Origin of the sequence: Haladaptatus sp. CMSO5, assembly GCF_036689885.1 — an archaeon.
Classification (GTDB): Archaea; Halobacteriota; Halobacteria; order Halobacteriales; family Halococcaceae; genus QDMS2.
In genome coordinates this window covers 1,743,030-1,757,858 of the sequence record NZ_JBAHVW010000001.1, presented here as the reverse complement: position 1 = coordinate 1,757,858, position 14,829 = coordinate 1,743,030, and the positions used below count along the sequence as shown (strand labels likewise).

The window sequence follows — 14,829 nt, the reverse complement described above, 5'->3', positions numbered from 1 at the left end:
CTTATTCGAGATTCGCAAACGCGCCGAACTCATCGACCGGAATCACGGAGTAATCGACGGTGAGGATGTCTTTGGTGGCGCGAATCTTCCCGACGAACGTCGAGATGGTTGCGAGCGAGCCTTCGAGGATGAACAGTTCCATGCAGTAGTGGTCGCCAACGTGGCTGTGGAAATTGGAGGCGACGAGTTCTTCGTGTTCGTGGCGCAGGCGCATCATCTTCTCTTCGACGCTCGTCGTCTGGAACTTGAACAACACCGTGACGACGCCCATCAAGTCGCGGTCTTCTAAGCGTTTGTCCTCGAACTCGCCGAGCAGGTTGCGACTCGCCTCGCGGATGACCTCACTGCGGCCGGTGTAGCCGTGCTCTTCGGAAAAAGAGTCGATTCGCTCTAACAGTTCGTCCGGCATGGAGACGCTGACAACAGTCATGTATTAACTCAAGGCCAGTTCAATATTAAAGATTGAGTAACACAGCGCAAAACTTCAGAGGAGAACACACGTTTTCCCATCGCCAGCGTCACTAGGAAGTATGCATCTCAGCGTCGAAACCACTGCCCGCGTCGAACTCGTTGACCTCACCGACCGCATTTCTGGTGAAATTTCGCCAGATGCGAACGGTGTGTGTACCGTCTTTCTCCAGCACACGTCTGCCGGGTTGCTCATCCAAGAGAACGAATCACGGCTCAAAGGTGATCTCCAGAACATGCTTGAATCGGTGGTTCCGACAGGGGCTGGGTATGGCCACGACGAGATTGATAACAACGCAGACTCTCACCTCCGGGCTGCGCTGCTCGACAGCAGCCTCTCGATTCCCGTGGTAGATGGAAAACTGCAACTCGGGACGTGGCAGTCTGTGTTCCTCGTTGAATTGGATGGCCCGCGCACGCGAAGCGTTCTCGTCACCGTCACCTAAATTCTGAGCACCAACCCATCTCCCTCGCGCTCGAACTCAGTACCAAAGGGCGCAGACCGTGCGCGCATCGTCTCCCGACACCACGCTGCGGCTTCAGGGCGGGCGCGGTGGGCCGCAAAGTCGTAGATTTCGGTGGGGGTGAGTCGTACTTCGTCCACACCATCGGGACTGAGCGTCACCTCGAAGAGGAAGGAGTGGTCGTTGTGGAGGTGCGTATCCACCGCGTAGTCGTCCACGAAATCGCCCGTGTCGTAGAGGATAAGACTACCTTCGTACACCTCGACGCCGTGGAACAGGTGGGCAGAGTGGCCGTACACGATGTCCACACCTTCCTCGACCAGCCAGTGGGCGAACTCGATGAAGTGGGCCGGTGGCTCGGTCGTCATGTTCGGCCCCCAGTGGAGCGCGGCGACGACGACCTGTGGGTTGCGTTCTCGCGCACGCGAGAGAATGTTACGGACCCGCTCTCGGGTCGGGCCATGGCGGTGGTCTACGTCCACCCACGCCGTGCCGTACTTGTCGTGGTCTGCGGCGTACTCGGGCGTGTTGTCGGTGAGCGAGACCATGGCGACACGAACGCCACGCATGGTGAAGATGGCTGGTTCGAGCGCCGTGTCGAGGTTGCGGCCCGCCCCGGCGTGGGCGATGCGAGCGCGGTCGAGGTGGTCTACGGTATCTCCAAGCGCAACGGGGCCGAAGTCGAGGATGTGGTTGTTCGCTAGGCTCACTGCAGAAACCTCGGCGGCGGTGAGTGCGGGAATCGCCCACGTTGGGTCTGCGCGGAAGTGGAAGGGTCTGTAGGTTTTCGACCACGGCATCCCGTTCGTAGAGAGGCAGCATTCGAGGTTGCAGACGAGGCCGTCGAGGTCGGTGAGCTGCGAGAAGAGGTCGCCCCACACGGCGGACGGCGACAGCCACCGCTGGCGCTCGTCTACGAGCCGTCCGAGCATGACGTCGCCCAAAAGCCCAAGCCGACGAGTCGATGCCATGGTGATAGCTACGCCCGGAACCGAGAAAACCTCGTCACACGCACACACTTTTGCTCGCGGCGGGCGAATCTCAGATGAGACGAACTGCAATTCGTACCGCGATTTCACGCAGGTATTACTTAACAGTATTACTGGTAACACTGTCTGGATGTACGCAACAAGACGATGCAGCGCCACAGGGTGAGGGAACCGAGATGACGACGTTTACACTGACCAGTTCGGCGTTCGCAGATGGTGAACCGATTCCACGCAAGTACGGCTACCGGGTGGAGAACGTGAACCCGCCGCTCTCGATTGCGGGCGTGCCCGAGGAAACACAGTCGTTCGCGCTCGTCATGGACGACCCGGACGCGATGGCGCCCGCGGGAAAGGTGTGGGATCACTGGGTTGTCTGGAACGTAGCCCCGACGATGACCGAAATTCCGGAGGGATGGAATCAAGAAGGGGCGACGGTCGGACAGAACAGTTTTGGCGAGTCGGGCTACGGCGGGCCGAGTCCACCGGACAAAGCACACACCTACCGGTTTTTCGCCTACGCACTCGACTCGACACTCTCGCTCGAATCGGGCGCGACGAAAGCCGACCTGCAAGCGGCGATGGAGGGGCACGTCCTCGCAGAGTCGTTGCTGACTGGCACCTACGCGCCGTGAGAGAAAGGGGAACTGATTACGCCGGAGTGCATACGCCCAGCTATGTACCTCTCGCGCCCTGTCCGTGCCATCATCGAGGAACCACACGCTGGCGAGACCGTCACGCTCATTCTTCGATTTCCCGATGGGCAGAGCGAGTCCGACGGCGACCGCGTAGCCGCAGCCGTCGAAGCCGCGGGCGGCGACGTGGTAAAGCGCCTCTCAACAGGTGGGCTCAAGGTCGTCGCAGACCACGAGAACGTGCAAGTAATCACCGGCGTAGACGGCCTCGAAGCGGTCGAAACCGACGATACACTGCATATGGCGCTTGACGGAGCCGGCGAAGACGTGGAGTATCCCGGCGAGACGCGCTAACACGGCTACGAAAGAGATTCAGTCAAACGCAGACAAGCCGAGTTGCCGGTCGCCCCGAAGGTAACGCCTGATTCGGCCTCGATTCCAGCCGAGCGGTGAGACGACGCTCTCTGCTGCGCGGATGAGAAGCGTTTCGTAGTAGTCGGCGTCGTAATCGTCGCATTTCTCAAAATGCAGGCGAACGCGCTCTGCTGAGCGCGCGCCGTCGTTCACCACGACGTAGCGCACGTCTTGGCCGGGATTTCGCGTCATCCCGTGCTGGGCGTACCGTTGAAGGGCAGAGACGGTGTGGGTGCGCTGGCTGTAACCCGCGAGGGGCTTCGAGACGCGCTTTCTGATGACCAGTGAGTTCGGGTCTACGTCACCGCGGCGAACCACGCGGAGGTGCTGACGGAGGCGGTCGCAGACGGTTGCTGCGTCGCGGTGTCTGTCGAGCGTGTCGAGCAAGTCGTACTGCACCTCGCGGACGAACGCGGGCGTGCTCCGCTGGCGGGCCTCGATGCCGCGGATTTTATAGGCGTCTTCGTCCGCGATCTTCCCGAAGTATTTGGTGAGTGCGCCACCCGGAGCGCCGCGCTTTGGCACGAAACACACCCAGTCGTAGTGGTTCTCGAATTCGAGGCGGATGCCGATGTCCTCGGTGACCGTTTTGGCCACCTCCTCAATCGGCGTTGGCTCCACGTCGCGGGCGGTGGCCCAGAGGCTATCGACGATACCGTGGACGATTTCCCACCCGGCCTCTTCGAGGTGAACCTTCGACCGGAGGAGGATGTCGCGGGCGTAGGCGTTGATGGCCTCGTGGCACTCGATGCGCCCGAACTTGGCGTTTCGGTAGCCCTGATAGCCAAAGCATGTGACGAGAATCCACTTGAGCGCGCTGACACGCGCTTCGAGCGAGGCGCGTTCTGCCTCGGGCGGGTTTGCCGCGAGGCGGGCTTTGAACTGTGCTCGGTCGTCCAAAATCGGCTGGAGCGTCGCCGGGAGAAAGCCCGGGCGGTCACAGAGTTCGTAGCCGAGTTCGGGGACGACTGTGTGCTCACGGTCGCAAGAACAGCACACCGTCTCCGGGCTGATGTTGTGCCGACAGATGATGGTGGGATAGAGGGAGGCGAAATCCACCTCGTAGACGTTCTTGTGGAGGCCGACGCGGGGTTCGAAGATGAACCCGCCGCGGTCTGCGGCGTGGAGGGTGCGCACGTCTTTGAACTCCTCTGGGTCCCACTTGTTCCACGGGATGAGAACACCGCGAGCGAGCGCTTCTCGAATCTGGACGGACGTGAGAATGGTTCCAATGCTTCCCCAGCCAGTTTCCTGTAAGGGTCGCCACGACCGGGAGACGAGGTCGAGCAACCCATCGAGACTCGATTTCGCCCAGAGAAAGCTGTTCGAGGTGTCGAGGACGACCCGGCCGGGAACGTTGTATCTGGCCGCAGAGAAGCCGACCTGCCCGTAGCTCTGATAGGTGTTTTCGCCCGCAAGCTGCGACCAGCCGGGCAACCGACCGAGGTGGAGGTCCATGTCGAGTTCGTCTGCTTTCTGCCCGAGGAGGGGAATTACGTCGCCGTTGCTCACGACGAGCACGTCCGGGTCGGCGCGATCGAGACGGTGGCGAAGTGCCTGTAACACCGCGGATTCCGCCCCTTTCACGTCCTCACCGTTGAGCGTGATGTGTGAGAGGTCACCGTCTGCGAGCGCCTTTTCAGAGAGACGAATCGAGAACGTCGAAAGTGGGTACTTGGGTGTCGGGTCGATACCCCGCTCCAAACAGTAGCGAAACTGCGGGGCGAAATCGACGTTGAACAGCCGGAACGTCCCGGGGGCGAACCGCCCGCGTTCGTGGGTGTGGCGCAGTTCACGGGCGAGCGGTTGGACGTCGTCGATTCGTTCGACATCGACGCGGAGCACGGAGTCGGGAGCGTCCGCGAGTAAGTCGAGCCGCCACTGCTCGGTGGCGATGTGCGCAACTTTTGGGTCGGTGCGGAGGCGTGCTTCCAGCCACTCGCGGGCGTCTACCGGGCCAGCCACGTAGAGGCGTGGTCGATACTCAGTGACTCGCGTTGCCTCGACAGTGTCAGGAGTTTTTCGCCACTCGACTACCTCGTCTCCGAGGAAGTCGATGGTGAACGTCATCGCTCGCTATCTGAGTGGGTGTGGTGGTCGCGCAGTGCATCGAGGTCGCGGCGCAGCGCGGCGAGTTCGCGTTCTTGAGAGAGCAGCATCGAAAAAATGATTGCGCGCTCTGGGTCGGGGGCGTTCAGGTAGCTTGCGGCGTCTGCGTACTCCTCGGCGCGGGCGAGCAGGCGGTCGAACTGCGGCTGGGCGTCGGCTCTGAGCGCCCGGCGGAAGGGAGCCATGCGCGTCTCATAGCGCCGGAGGAACTGTCGATAGGTCGGATTCGTCCGGCCCACGACTCAGGCCTCCGCGTCGAACCAGCCGTTGTCGGCGGCGGTGATGACGGGGTCGAACTCATCGACAGACCCGAACAGTTCGACCCAGTACGGAATCGTCGTCTGCCAAAAACCCTCGCCCCAGTAGACGAGCGTCTCGAAGTCGGGGGCTTCGTAGCGATAACCGAGGGCGGTTTCAGTGCACGTAATCTCGGTGTCCGCGTGGGCAGCGACGAGGGGTGAAAGGCTGGTTCCTGCCGACGTGACGAGCACGCGAACGCCGAGCGACGTGGCGAGTTCGCGCAGGATAGTCAACGACGCCCTGAGCAAGTCTTCGCCCTCGTAGTCGGGCACGTCGTCGTCAGCGTACAGCGCGTCGATTTCGGGGACGACGAGCAGGGTCGTCTCGGGCGTGGCTTGCGAGACGAGTTCGCAGACGAGGGTGTGGTGCTGGTAGGCGGTAAAGGCCCGCGCGATGCGGACGCCGCACAGCGCGTGCTCGCTCGGGGCGAGGTCGTAGAGCGCGTAGGTCGAGGCCGTCTCGTGGGTATCAATCCAGAGCGTTTCGCCCTCGCCGGTGAGCAGGTCGTTGACGACGAGTTGCGGCAGCGCCAGCGACCGCCCCGCAGGACGGTGTAACTGCGTCACGCCGTCCCCGAGCGAAGGCAGGGCCGAGGAGTGGGAGCCAACAGTCATGCGTTATTCGTGGGTGAACAGTCGCAGAATAGTGGGATAACGGCGACCCATCCACCCATGGTGAAAGTGAAAGTGAGGATGGCGGTGGTCAATGTTGGCTCGCTGCCTGTGGGTTTTGGTGTGGTAGATGGAGAAAGTCACCTGCCGGAAGTGAATTTCCTGTGAACGTGTAGGATTTTACCGCTCGCCCGTGAACGCACAACCATGTCCGAGGACTCTCTGCTTTCGAACACGGGCGTGACGGTCACGGAGGACGACCCGACGGCCGAGGCGACGGTGTCGCCACAGGTGGCCGCGTTGCTCACGCCGAATCAAGACCGCGCCGACGCGATTGGTGCAGACCTCTTGCGGATGGACGACGAGCGCTTCGAAATCGTGTTCGGCCCGGCGCTTGCGGCGCTCCACGAGGCGGCGGGCGAACTCCCCGACGGTCCCGCCGTGTACGTCGTCGGCGTCGAACTCGATATGCGGAAGGTGGGAACTGAGACGAACCTCCACGAGGAGGCGTCGGAAATCATCCATAACGCCCGCTTGCTGTTCGCCTACGCGCCAAACGAAGCGGGAACCGGCGCGACGTTCGCCCACCTCACCGAAGAGCTGGACGGCGTTGACGACCTGCTGCTTGTCCTCGGGGAAAGCGACCGCATTTCCGGCGCGGAGACGACCCTTGCAGACCTTCGCCGCGAACTGGCCGCCCGGCAGGCAGAACGCATCCAGCTACTCGCAGAGAACCCCGAGCAGGCGACGGCACAGTTTCAGTCGGTGTTCGCCGCACCGCTGTTCGCCTACGAGCAGGTCGTCGGAGCGAGCGAATAGTAAGAACCACAACCCGTCACGGCGATGCGTCGGTGAAATGGGAAATTAACGTCGGCGGAAGTCCGCCAGTCAGCGAACCAGAACGAGCCGTTTCTGACCGAATTGGGCGGACGGACGGTGAACCGTGAGCCGTCCGAGACGCTCGTAATCCCCCGTATGTAAACGATACGGGGGCGTCTCCTGACGGTGGTGAAAGTGGTTCGTAACTAATGTGGTAAGTTGAGTATATCTTGGGTATGCACCGCATGGTGGAAGATGCCGGAATTATTCTGCTCATTCTCGCCGCCATCGTCGGCTACTGGCTGTTTTTAGCCCTGCTCTATCTCAAATTCGTGTGACCCGTGCCATACCTATTTGCACGGCCGGAACCGAGTCACTGCTATGGGTACTCAGGACGGTTCGCGGCTGTGCGTGCTCTACGTCGGGCGCGAGGAAACCGCGGACGCGGTGGCGACAGCCCTCAAACGGGACGTAGAAGCGGTGCGCGTCGTGACCACCGAAACCGACGTTTCAGCGGCACTCTCTCCTGCGATAGATTGCGTGATTACGGAAGCACCGTTAGCAGACGACGAGACGGAAACGGTCGTCCAGACGGTAAACGAATTCGACCAGCACCTCCCGCTCATCGTCTACTCACACGGCGCGAGTGAGGCGCTTGCGAGCCACGTCACCGCAATTGGCGTCACGAAGTATCGACTCGCAGCGGAGACGGACGCAGAAGAACTGGCAGCCGACGCACTCGCGGCGGTGCGGGCCTACCGAACGCGCTTCGAGACGCCCACTGACGAACTCAGCTTGAAAGAGCGAGCGATGAACGAAGCGCCGGTCGGTATCGCCATCTCGGATGCGACTCAGCCGGACAATCCGCTGAGCTACGTAAACGACTCGTTCGTCGAGATGACGGGCTACACCGAGTCGGAAATCCTCGGGCGAAACTGCCGATTTCTGCAAGGAGACGACTCAGATCAAGCGGCCGTGACCGCCATGCGCGAGGCCATCGCCGCAGAAGAGGAGGTCGTTGTCGAGGTGAAAAACTACCGCAAGAACGGCGAGATGTTCTGGAATCGCGTAAACATCGCGCCGATTCGAGATTCGGACGGCGAGGTGCGCTACTTCGTGGGCTTCCAGAACGACGTGACCGCACGCAAGGAGGCCGAACTCGCGCTTGCGAGAGAGCGCGAGCATTTGGCAGCCCTCCTCGACCGCGTCCAAGGCCTCGTCCAAGACGTGACCCAGACGCTCGTGCGGTCGGTGAACCGCGAAGAGATAGAGGAGACCGTCTGTAAGCAGTTGGCGAGCGCAGACCCCTACGTCTACGCGTGGGTGGGCGAGGTCGATGTGGGAACCGATGAAGTCGCCCCGACGCAGTGGTCGGGCGAAGCGCTCGTCTCGGTGGGCGACATCGGCGTCGATTTGAACGACCCTGCGGCGGCGAACAATCCGACCGCCCGCGCCGTCAAAACCGGAACCATGCAGACCGCCCGTGTGGGCGTTCGCGGCTTCGGGCGGGGCTACCCAACCCGCGTTACCGAAGTGGCGGCCATCCCACTCGTCTACGACGACGTGACCTACGGCGTGCTCACGGTGTGTACTGACCGTGATGGCGTGTTCAACAACCGAGAGCGCGTCATCCTCGAATCCGTGGGTCGCGCCGTCGCAAGCGGCATCAACTCACTCGAAAGCAAGAAAATCATCACCGCCGACAACATCGTGGAAATCGAGTTGGAGTTCGAGAGCCGGGCACTCTTTTTCGTGGACATCGCGGCGAAAACCGGCGCAGAACTCGAGTTCAAGCAGGCGATGTACCAGCCAGACGACTCGCTCGTGTTGTTCTTCACCGCGAGCGGGGCAGACCCGGAAGCGGTGGCCGAAGCCGCCACAGAATGTCGAGAGATTGCGGCGGTACAACTCGTCGCCTCAGACGACGACGAGAGCCTGTTCGAACTCACGCTCGCAGGCGAGTCAATCGTGACCGACCTCGCCAACTACGGCGCAAAAACGCAGGAGATCACCGCCTACGACGCGGGTGGGCGAATGAAAATCGAGTTACCACAGGAGGCAAACGTTCGCCAGCTCGTCGAGTTGATGAAACAGGAGTACCCGGGCACCGAACTCGTGAGCTACCACGAACACCACCGCAGGCCAACGACGAAACAGGAGTTTGTGGGGTCGCTCAAAGAGCGGCTCACCGAACGCCAACTTTCGACGCTCCAGCGGGCGTACGTCGCGGGCTTTTTCGACTGGCCTCGGCCGGTAAACGGCGACGACCTCGCCACCGCGATGGGCGTCTCGCGGTCGACCTTCCACGAGCATCTGCGCGCCGCAGAGCGGAAACTGTGTGCTGAACTGTTCGAGCGTCCAACAGAACCCCGACTAGTGAGGGAGTGAGAATTAGTCGTCAATCGGCGTATGAGTAGTTGGGTGTGAGGCACACGTTGCAAACCCCACCTAGACCAATGCCAACCTGCACTAACTGCGATGCGCACATCTCGAAACGATTCGCACAGGTATTCGCCGACTCCCGTGGTCGGATACTCGCGTGTCCCCGTTGTTCAGCGAATGCCGGAATTGCAGAAGCTGCACGAATCCGTGGTCAACGGGCCTGAGTACCCCTACGACCACACATAACTGTCCAGCCCAGCGACGGCGAGAGCTATCCCCGCGAACGCTCGTCCGTGCCTCGTTGAACCCATTTTCCCCCTCAGTACATCATTCTCTGCGTTGTAGCCTACGTTCGGTAGGACGGCCGCTTTGCGTACTCGATTGGGTCTCGGACGCCGACATCCTCGAACGCTCTGAGCCGGATGGCACACGAATCACAGACGCCACACGCAGGTGCGTCTTCCTTATAACAGCTCCACGTGTGCTCGAACGGCACGTCGAGTGAGACGCCGTGGGCCGCAATCTCCGTTTTCGTCCACTTGACGAACGGCGCTTCGAGCGAGATGTGGGTGTCCGGTTTGGTGCCCACGTCTGCGACGGCCTGAAACGCCTCGAAGAACTCGGGACGGCAGTCTGGGTAGCCCGCGAAGTCCTCGCTGTGTGCGCCGATGAACACCGCCGCACACTCGTTCGCTTCGGCGTAGGAGACTGCCATTGCGAGCAGGTTCGCGTTGCGGAACGGGACGTACGTGTCCGGAATTTCCTCGCTGTCTAAGTCGGCGTCGGCCACGTCGATGCCCTCGTCGGTGAGCGCGGACGCGCCAATCTGGGCGAGGTGGCTCGTTTCGATGTGGAGGAAGTCGGCCGCGTCGAACTCCTCGGCCAACTGCCGGGCGCACTCGAACTCCTTTCCTTCGGTGCGCTGGCCGTAGGAGGTGTGCAAGAAGTAAAGGTCGTAGCCCCGCGCCTTCGCTTCCGCGGCGGCGGTGGCGCTGTCCATCCCGCCGGAGACGAGGACGACCGCCTTTGGCTGGCTCATCGTGACCCCTCCGCCCGGTCGATGGCGTTCTGGAACTGAGTGCGCTCTTGGTCGGTTGGCTCACCAACGGCGACGTTCGTACGCGTCTCGGTTTCGGTTTCGACGCCGCGCATGGCCTCGCACATGTGGCTCGCCGAAATCTCGACCAACACGGCCTCTGCGTCGAGTTCTGCCTGCAAGCCGTCTGCAATCTCGCGGGTGAGGCGCTCTTGCATCGAGAGCTTTCGTGACTGCCAGCGCACGTAGCGCGTGAGCTTCGAGAGGCCAACGACCTCCTCACCAGGACGGTAGGCGATGTGGGCCGTCCCGTAAAACGGCAGCAGGTGGTGTTCACAGAGGCTGTAGACCGGAATTGCCGTCTTGATGACGAGACCTGACCCCTCTGCGGGAAAGGTGCGCATCGTCGGCTTTTCTTCGGTTCGAAAGCCCTCGGTGAGCGTCTCGAAGGCGTCGGGAACGCGGCGTTCCCACGTATCGACCAGCCCATCTCGGTCGGGGTCTGCGCCGACGGCTTCTAGCAGCATGCGAACCGCTCGCCGTGCCTTCTCGTGGTCGTAGGTCGATTCCGTCTCGGGGATAAGGGTAGCGTCAGTCATCTCAAGTTCCGGGGGCGTCGTTCCAGAGGTCGACGTGGAGGCGGGGGGTATAGCGGAAACCGTACTCCATCGCCAGGTCAGCCGTTCGTTTGCGCGTCTCGTCTAAAGCCTCACGGGTTTGGCCTTCGGGCATCAACAACACGTCATCGTCCGCGAGCGACGCGCCAGTCGCGCGAACGGCCGCGACGATGTCCGTGATTTCGGCCATGTCGTCGGGGCCGGTAACGACGAATTTGAGCTGCGTGTCGTAGGTGGCGACGAACTGGGACAGTTCAGAGATGTCGATGCGGGCCTCCTCGTGGCGGGCTTCCCACTCGCCGTCACCTTTCGGGTCGCGTTCCGGTGTTGGCGTACTGGAGGCGAGTTTCGGGCTCACGCTCGCGAGGTCGATTGGTGCATCGCGGAAAATCGTCCCGTTCGTCTCGACGGTGGTGTGATAGCCCGCTGTGGCAAGGCGTTCGAGCAGCGTCACAGCCGTCTCGTGAATCAGCGGTTCGCCGCCCGTGAGGACGACGTGCGCTGCTTCGGTGTGTTCTGAAACCGCCTCGACGATTTCGTCTACGGACATCCACGCGTGGGTTGGCTCCCACGAGGTGTGATACGAATCACAGAACCAACACCGGAGGTTACAGCCACTCGTGCGGATGAACACGGAGGGGACACCGGCGAGTTTGCCTTCGCCTTGCAGCGAGTAGAACAGTTCGTTGATTGGCAGGCCATCGCCGTCTTCCGGGCCGTCGCGTGTTGGCGTTTCTGCGTTGACTGGCATCAGCAGGTCACGCCACAGAGTTCGCTCGTCTCACGAACCAGCACGGAGACGTCCGCGACGTTGTCGGGGAGTTCTGCGAGCAGGCGCTGTTCTAAGATGATGCCCATCACTTCGGCGGTCGGCGGGTGGTCGAAGACGACGAGTGCGTCGCCGTCACCCGAGGCTTCGAACGCCTCGATGAGCGGGTCGCCGTCTTGAAGCAGAAAGCGGTGGTCCCAGTCGTCGATGACGCTGGTGACGTCACCTTTGTCCACCACCCAGCCGTCCTCGGTCAGGTTGCCGCGAACAGTAACGGAGATCTCGTAGTTGTGGCCGTGCGGACGGCTGCACTTGCCGTCGTGGTGCAGCAGTCGGTGTCCACTGCTGATACGAATCGGGCTGTCGTGGCCGATTCTGAGTTCGTGGACGCGCTCGGTAAGCGACAGGTCATCGCGCTCCGAGGTTCTTGAGAGCATACTGGGAGAATATCGGGAGAGGTATTAGTTGTTTCTCATTTTAGGACTGTCTGGATGGAAATCGTACCAACCTGAGAGATACTGACGCTATTGTGCCGGTTCGTCTGCCGGCATGAGGTGTTCTTTCCCCCAGTCGTGCATGGCGATGATGATGGGTTCGAGCGACTTGCCACGGGGAGTCAGCGAGTATTCGACGCGAAACGGTTTTTCGCTGATGACCGCCCGGTTGACCAAGCCGTACTCCTCTAAGTTTTCGAGGCTGTCCGAAAGCACTTTTGCGGAGATGCCATCGACGGCGTCTTTGAGCGCGTTGAACCCAGACGGGCCGTGTTTCAGCAAACGGTGGATGATGACTGGGTGCCACTTTTTCCCGAGAATCGTCGCCGTCGAGGTGATTGGACACCACTCCTCGCCCGCACACCAGACGGCGAGTGGGGCTGTTTCATCGTTCATGGAGGGTGATACACGGGCCAGCACTAAAAGGTTACTTCGAGGTACTTACTAACCAAGTGTAACTATAGTGCCGGATGTTCACTCGACGACACGCTTTACCGGGGTCTGAGCGTAGAGGAGAGCATGGACGAGGCTGAGAGACGCCACACCTGTCACGCGTGTGGCAGGGTGTTCGAGAGCGAGACCGCGCTCGATGAACACGTGCGAACGGTTGGGTTGGCAGACTGAGCGCGGAGTTGTTCACGATTGGTCAGACAATAGTATGACATATGGTAGCAAGGGTTATGACCTAGGGGTTGGTAGCAGTGGACGTAGCGTGAGACACCCCACTGCTACCATACCAAATGACCCCCACAACTGACCCGAAACGCCAGGACGAACCTCCAGCCGATGACTACCTTGAGTACGGACAGCTCAAACTCACAACGGGTGAAATCGTAATTTACGACCGAACCAACCCGGAGGCATGGATTCAAACAGACGAGGCGATCTCGATTACGGCGAGCGTCTGAGTGTAAGTCTGTATCCTGTGAAAACGAAGTGACTGTGTGCGGTTTTTCGCACACGGTCGCTATTGCGATGTCGTGTGTTTCCACCACTGGTGAGCGGTGAGAGTCCCTAACCAACTGCCAACGATGCTGTCTGTTCTGTCAACACGATATGGTACGAACAACAATTATTTACCGGCTCTCGAAAGCCTTAGAGTATCTATGAGCGTGGAGGGAACTTGTGAGCGTGTACTTGTTCACACGGCAGGGGCGTCTTCCGGGGATTTCATCGATGGTCGTGGGGGGGTTGACCACTCAAACGGGAGCAACGAACACCGAATAAGAACGCGAGCCCAGCGATGATTTTCGTCGAAGTGCATCTGGATACTCCAGTGCTCCAAGAGGCGTTGACCAGCAACGCAGACGCCGTGGTTACCGTCGAAGAAAAACGGGCGCTCCCCTCCGGCGTCGTCCGCTTTCTGTTCTGGGCGTGTAGCGAGAACTTCGAAACGTTCGAGGAGGCACTCGAGACAGACCCGACCATCACGTCACCATCGGTGTTACATGAAGTCGACGACAAGCGACTCTATCGCGTCGAGCTGACCGAAACCGGAAAAGCAACCACCGTCCATCAGGCGTACGTCGAACTCGACGCGGTGATGCTCGAAGGCAAAGGCACGGACGAGGGCTGGTTCCTGCAGATGCAGTTTCCAGACCGCGAGACGTTCAAGGAGTTCAGAACGCGGTGTGGGGAAGTCGGCGTCGACGTGAAACTCTACACCATTTACAACCAGATCGACTCCTCAACCGAAGAGGCCGCCTACAACCTCACGGAGTGCCAGCAAGATGCGCTCCTCGCCGCCCACGAGTCCGGCTACTTCGAGATTCCGCGGAAGGTCTCGCTTGCAGACTTAGCAGCGCAACTCGGCGTGTCGAGTCAGGCCGCCTCAGAGCGGCTTCGGCGTGGAACCGAGCGGCTGGTCGGCCATTCGCTCGTAGAGCGGGCGAACAAGTAAGGATGGACTCGGGAGCGACGAGCCGTACACAGCTCGTAGAACGAGCAGAACGCTACGCGAAAACGGTGGCGTTGCCAATCGACTACTCGACGGTGTCCTGGGAGGTTTCTGAGCGAGCGCGCCGTCGCGCGGGCCAGTGTCTCTACAACCCACAAACCGGTGCGGTGACAATCCGCCTGACGTGGGCCGCCTTTGAGGCGTACGGCTGGGAGCAGTTTTCGGGCGTCGTCCGCCACGAACTCGTCCACGCGTGGGAGTTCCAGCAGTTCGGTGCGTCGAATCATGGCTCGCGTTTTCGGCAGAAAGCCCGCGAGGTGAACGCGCCGCGCACCTGCGAACGGTTCACCGACGGCCGCCTCGCCCTTGCGTGTGCAGACGAGTCGTGTGACTGGCACGCAGAGCGCCATCGTGCCTCTGCGGTCGTGACGAATCCGGGGCGCTATCGGTGTGGTGCCTGTCGCAGTCCCCTTCGCGTTACGCACCGTGAGTCGGGTGAGTCGTGGCGGTCACACGATGGCTACGAACGCGCCCGCAGGCGAATTGGCGACGAGTGGTAGTGGCCACAAATTCATAATGATTAAACACCTTATACAAATATTCAGATTCTACATGAACGACCATTACATTTATCTACGTCTTCCCCATTGACACAGACGCATCATGACACCAGCAGCCTACACCGACGGCGAGAATACCGGCGCACCACTCGTCCCCTTGGTCACAGACACGAACCTGACAGCCGACGGCGGGACAGACACGACACGAGAGTACCTCCAAGAGATGGTGTGGAGCCACCGCACGGACGACGCGTGATTCAGTACCAGT

The 14,829-nt window shown here is 60.9% G+C and carries 20 protein-coding genes; 10 read left to right on the top strand and 10 right to left on the bottom strand.

Features of this window, described 5'->3' with window-relative positions; translation table 11 throughout:
• Position 1 precedes the first annotated feature (1 nt).
• On the bottom strand, positions 2-430 hold the full coding sequence (locus V5N12_RS09320; RefSeq protein WP_332898890.1) for a CopG family ribbon-helix-helix protein: 429 nt from the start codon (positions 428-430) through the stop codon (positions 2-4).
• A 100-nt stretch (positions 431-530) separates the two neighbouring features.
• Between V5N12_RS09320 and V5N12_RS09315 the strand changes: the two genes are divergently transcribed.
• A complete protein-coding gene (locus V5N12_RS09315) occupies positions 531-914 on the top strand; it encodes a secondary thiamine-phosphate synthase enzyme YjbQ (RefSeq protein WP_332898889.1) in 384 nt (127 codons plus the stop codon).
• Here V5N12_RS09315 and V5N12_RS09310 read toward each other — a convergent pair.
• Positions 911-1,903, bottom strand: coding sequence for a CapA family protein (locus V5N12_RS09310; RefSeq protein WP_332898888.1), 993 nt, complete (start codon positions 1,901-1,903; stop codon positions 911-913). The genes V5N12_RS09315 and V5N12_RS09310 overlap by 4 nt on opposite strands.
• Positions 1,904-2,097: 194 nt before the next feature.
• On the opposite strand from V5N12_RS09310, the gene V5N12_RS09305 reads away from it, so the two are divergent.
• Both V5N12_RS09305 and V5N12_RS09300 read left to right on the top strand, forming a co-directional pair.
• Complete coding sequence (locus V5N12_RS09305; protein ID WP_332898887.1) at positions 2,098-2,553, top strand: YbhB/YbcL family Raf kinase inhibitor-like protein; 456 nt, start codon at positions 2,098-2,100, stop codon at positions 2,551-2,553.
• 42 nt (positions 2,554-2,595) lie between these two features.
• Positions 2,596-2,907: a hypothetical protein gene (locus tag V5N12_RS09300; RefSeq protein ID WP_332898886.1), complete on the top strand. Its 312-nt coding sequence runs from the start codon at positions 2,596-2,598 to the stop codon at positions 2,905-2,907.
• 18 nt (positions 2,908-2,925) lie between these two features.
• Here the strand turns inward: V5N12_RS09300 and V5N12_RS09295 are convergent, their stop codons facing one another.
• The 3 genes from V5N12_RS09295 to V5N12_RS09285 are packed head-to-tail and all read right to left on the bottom strand — an operon-like array spanning position 2,926 to position 5,990.
• A complete protein-coding gene (locus V5N12_RS09295) occupies positions 2,926-5,037 on the bottom strand; it encodes a type B DNA-directed DNA polymerase (protein WP_332898885.1) in 2,112 nt (703 codons plus the stop codon).
• The gene (locus V5N12_RS09290; protein WP_332898884.1) at positions 5,034-5,315 is read right to left on the bottom strand and encodes a hypothetical protein; all 282 of its coding nucleotides are present in this window, start codon (positions 5,313-5,315) and stop codon (positions 5,034-5,036) included. Before V5N12_RS09290 ends, V5N12_RS09295 begins: the two co-directional genes overlap by 4 nt.
• Positions 5,316-5,318: 3 nt before the next feature.
• Positions 5,319-5,990, bottom strand: a complete 672-nt coding sequence (locus V5N12_RS09285) for a hypothetical protein (protein WP_332898883.1) — start codon at positions 5,988-5,990, stop codon at positions 5,319-5,321.
• A gap of 204 nt (positions 5,991-6,194) precedes the next feature.
• On the opposite strand from V5N12_RS09285, the gene V5N12_RS09280 reads away from it, so the two are divergent.
• The 3 genes from V5N12_RS09280 (at position 6,195) to V5N12_RS17160 (ending at position 9,412) form a co-directional block, all read left to right on the top strand.
• Positions 6,195-6,806 (top strand): hypothetical protein, encoded by a 612-nt coding sequence (locus tag V5N12_RS09280; RefSeq protein ID WP_332898882.1) that lies wholly within the window; start codon positions 6,195-6,197, stop codon positions 6,804-6,806.
• Positions 6,807-7,187: 381 nt separating this feature from the next.
• Positions 7,188-9,194 (top strand): bacterio-opsin activator domain-containing protein, encoded by a 2,007-nt coding sequence (locus tag V5N12_RS09275; RefSeq protein WP_332898881.1) that lies wholly within the window; start codon positions 7,188-7,190, stop codon positions 9,192-9,194.
• Between the two features lie 68 nt (positions 9,195-9,262).
• Positions 9,263-9,412 carry a DUF7563 family protein gene (locus V5N12_RS17160; RefSeq protein ID WP_442904935.1) on the top strand — a complete coding sequence of 50 codons (150 nt, stop codon included), beginning with the start codon at positions 9,263-9,265 and terminating at the stop codon, positions 9,410-9,412.
• A gap of 122 nt (positions 9,413-9,534) precedes the next feature.
• Here V5N12_RS17160 and queC read toward each other — a convergent pair whose 3' ends face one another.
• The 5 genes from queC to V5N12_RS09250 all read right to left on the bottom strand — a co-directional run bounded on the left by queC (position 9,535) and on the right by V5N12_RS09250 (position 12,500).
• Entirely contained in the window at positions 9,535-10,227 is a 693-nt protein-coding gene (gene queC, locus V5N12_RS09270; protein WP_332898880.1) for a 7-cyano-7-deazaguanine synthase QueC, read from the bottom strand.
• On the bottom strand, positions 10,224-10,823 hold the full coding sequence (folE, locus tag V5N12_RS09265; protein WP_332898879.1) for a GTP cyclohydrolase I: 600 nt from the start codon (positions 10,821-10,823) through the stop codon (positions 10,224-10,226). The genes queC and folE overlap by 4 nt, the downstream gene beginning before the upstream one ends.
• Position 10,824: 1 nt before the next feature.
• Positions 10,825-11,592 carry a 7-carboxy-7-deazaguanine synthase QueE gene (locus V5N12_RS09260; protein WP_332898878.1) on the bottom strand — a complete coding sequence of 256 codons (768 nt, stop codon included), beginning with the start codon at positions 11,590-11,592 and terminating at the stop codon, positions 10,825-10,827.
• Positions 11,592-12,047: a 6-pyruvoyl trahydropterin synthase family protein gene (locus V5N12_RS09255; protein WP_332898877.1), complete on the bottom strand. Its 456-nt coding sequence runs from the start codon at positions 12,045-12,047 to the stop codon at positions 11,592-11,594. Before V5N12_RS09255 ends, V5N12_RS09260 begins: the two co-directional genes overlap by 1 nt.
• Positions 12,048-12,134: 87 nt before the next feature.
• Positions 12,135-12,500, bottom strand: coding sequence for a winged helix-turn-helix transcriptional regulator (locus V5N12_RS09250; protein ID WP_332898876.1), 366 nt, complete (start codon positions 12,498-12,500; stop codon positions 12,135-12,137).
• 344 nt (positions 12,501-12,844) lie between these two features.
• Between V5N12_RS09250 and V5N12_RS09245 the strand changes: the two genes are divergently transcribed.
• The 4 genes from V5N12_RS09245 (at position 12,845) to V5N12_RS09230 (ending at position 14,817) form a co-directional block, all read left to right on the top strand.
• Positions 12,845-13,012 carry a DUF7331 family protein gene (locus V5N12_RS09245; RefSeq protein ID WP_332898875.1) on the top strand — a complete coding sequence of 56 codons (168 nt, stop codon included), beginning with the start codon at positions 12,845-12,847 and terminating at the stop codon, positions 13,010-13,012.
• Positions 13,013-13,347: 335 nt separating this feature from the next.
• The gene (locus V5N12_RS09240) at positions 13,348-14,004 is read left to right on the top strand and encodes a helix-turn-helix domain-containing protein (protein WP_332898874.1); all 657 of its coding nucleotides are present in this window, start codon (positions 13,348-13,350) and stop codon (positions 14,002-14,004) included.
• Positions 14,005-14,006: 2 nt separating this feature from the next.
• The gene (locus V5N12_RS09235) at positions 14,007-14,561 is read left to right on the top strand and encodes a SprT family zinc-dependent metalloprotease (protein ID WP_332898873.1); all 555 of its coding nucleotides are present in this window, start codon (positions 14,007-14,009) and stop codon (positions 14,559-14,561) included.
• A 103-nt stretch (positions 14,562-14,664) separates the two neighbouring features.
• Positions 14,665-14,817 carry a hypothetical protein gene (locus tag V5N12_RS09230; protein WP_332898872.1) on the top strand — a complete coding sequence of 51 codons (153 nt, stop codon included), beginning with the start codon at positions 14,665-14,667 and terminating at the stop codon, positions 14,815-14,817.
• Positions 14,818-14,829: the final 12 nt, after the last annotated feature.

Excerpts from the sequence above, each read along its gene's own strand:
- V5N12_RS09320 (WP_332898890.1), bottom strand. The coding sequence starts at position 430 with ATGACTGTTGTCAGCGTCTCCATGCCGGACGAACTGTTAGAGCGAATC.
- V5N12_RS09315 (WP_332898889.1), top strand. The coding sequence starts at position 531 with ATGCATCTCAGCGTCGAAACCACTGCCCGCGTCGAACTCGTTGACCTC.
- V5N12_RS09310 (WP_332898888.1), bottom strand. The coding sequence starts at position 1,903 with ATGGCATCGACTCGTCGGCTTGGGCTTTTGGGCGACGTCATGCTCGGA.
- V5N12_RS09305 (WP_332898887.1), top strand. The coding sequence starts at position 2,098 with ATGACGACGTTTACACTGACCAGTTCGGCGTTCGCAGATGGTGAACCG.
- V5N12_RS09300 (WP_332898886.1), top strand. The coding sequence starts at position 2,596 with ATGTACCTCTCGCGCCCTGTCCGTGCCATCATCGAGGAACCACACGCT.
- V5N12_RS09295 (WP_332898885.1), bottom strand. The coding sequence starts at position 5,037 with ATGACGTTCACCATCGACTTCCTCGGAGACGAGGTAGTCGAGTGGCGA.
- V5N12_RS09285 (WP_332898883.1), bottom strand. The coding sequence starts at position 5,990 with ATGACTGTTGGCTCCCACTCCTCGGCCCTGCCTTCGCTCGGGGACGGC.
- V5N12_RS09280 (WP_332898882.1), top strand. The coding sequence starts at position 6,195 with ATGTCCGAGGACTCTCTGCTTTCGAACACGGGCGTGACGGTCACGGAG.
- V5N12_RS09275 (WP_332898881.1), top strand. The coding sequence starts at position 7,188 with ATGGGTACTCAGGACGGTTCGCGGCTGTGCGTGCTCTACGTCGGGCGC.
- V5N12_RS17160 (WP_442904935.1), top strand. The coding sequence starts at position 9,263 with ATGCCAACCTGCACTAACTGCGATGCGCACATCTCGAAACGATTCGCA.
- queC (WP_332898880.1), bottom strand. The coding sequence starts at position 10,227 with ATGAGCCAGCCAAAGGCGGTCGTCCTCGTCTCCGGCGGGATGGACAGC.
- folE (WP_332898879.1), bottom strand. The coding sequence starts at position 10,823 with ATGACTGACGCTACCCTTATCCCCGAGACGGAATCGACCTACGACCAC.
- V5N12_RS09260 (WP_332898878.1), bottom strand. The coding sequence starts at position 11,592 with ATGCCAGTCAACGCAGAAACGCCAACACGCGACGGCCCGGAAGACGGC.
- V5N12_RS09255 (WP_332898877.1), bottom strand. The coding sequence starts at position 12,047 with ATGCTCTCAAGAACCTCGGAGCGCGATGACCTGTCGCTTACCGAGCGC.
- V5N12_RS09250 (WP_332898876.1), bottom strand. The coding sequence starts at position 12,500 with ATGAACGATGAAACAGCCCCACTCGCCGTCTGGTGTGCGGGCGAGGAG.
- V5N12_RS09245 (WP_332898875.1), top strand. The coding sequence starts at position 12,845 with ATGACCCCCACAACTGACCCGAAACGCCAGGACGAACCTCCAGCCGAT.
- V5N12_RS09240 (WP_332898874.1), top strand. The coding sequence starts at position 13,348 with ATGATTTTCGTCGAAGTGCATCTGGATACTCCAGTGCTCCAAGAGGCG.
- V5N12_RS09235 (WP_332898873.1), top strand. The coding sequence starts at position 14,007 with ATGGACTCGGGAGCGACGAGCCGTACACAGCTCGTAGAACGAGCAGAA.
- V5N12_RS09230 (WP_332898872.1), top strand. The coding sequence starts at position 14,665 with ATGACACCAGCAGCCTACACCGACGGCGAGAATACCGGCGCACCACTC.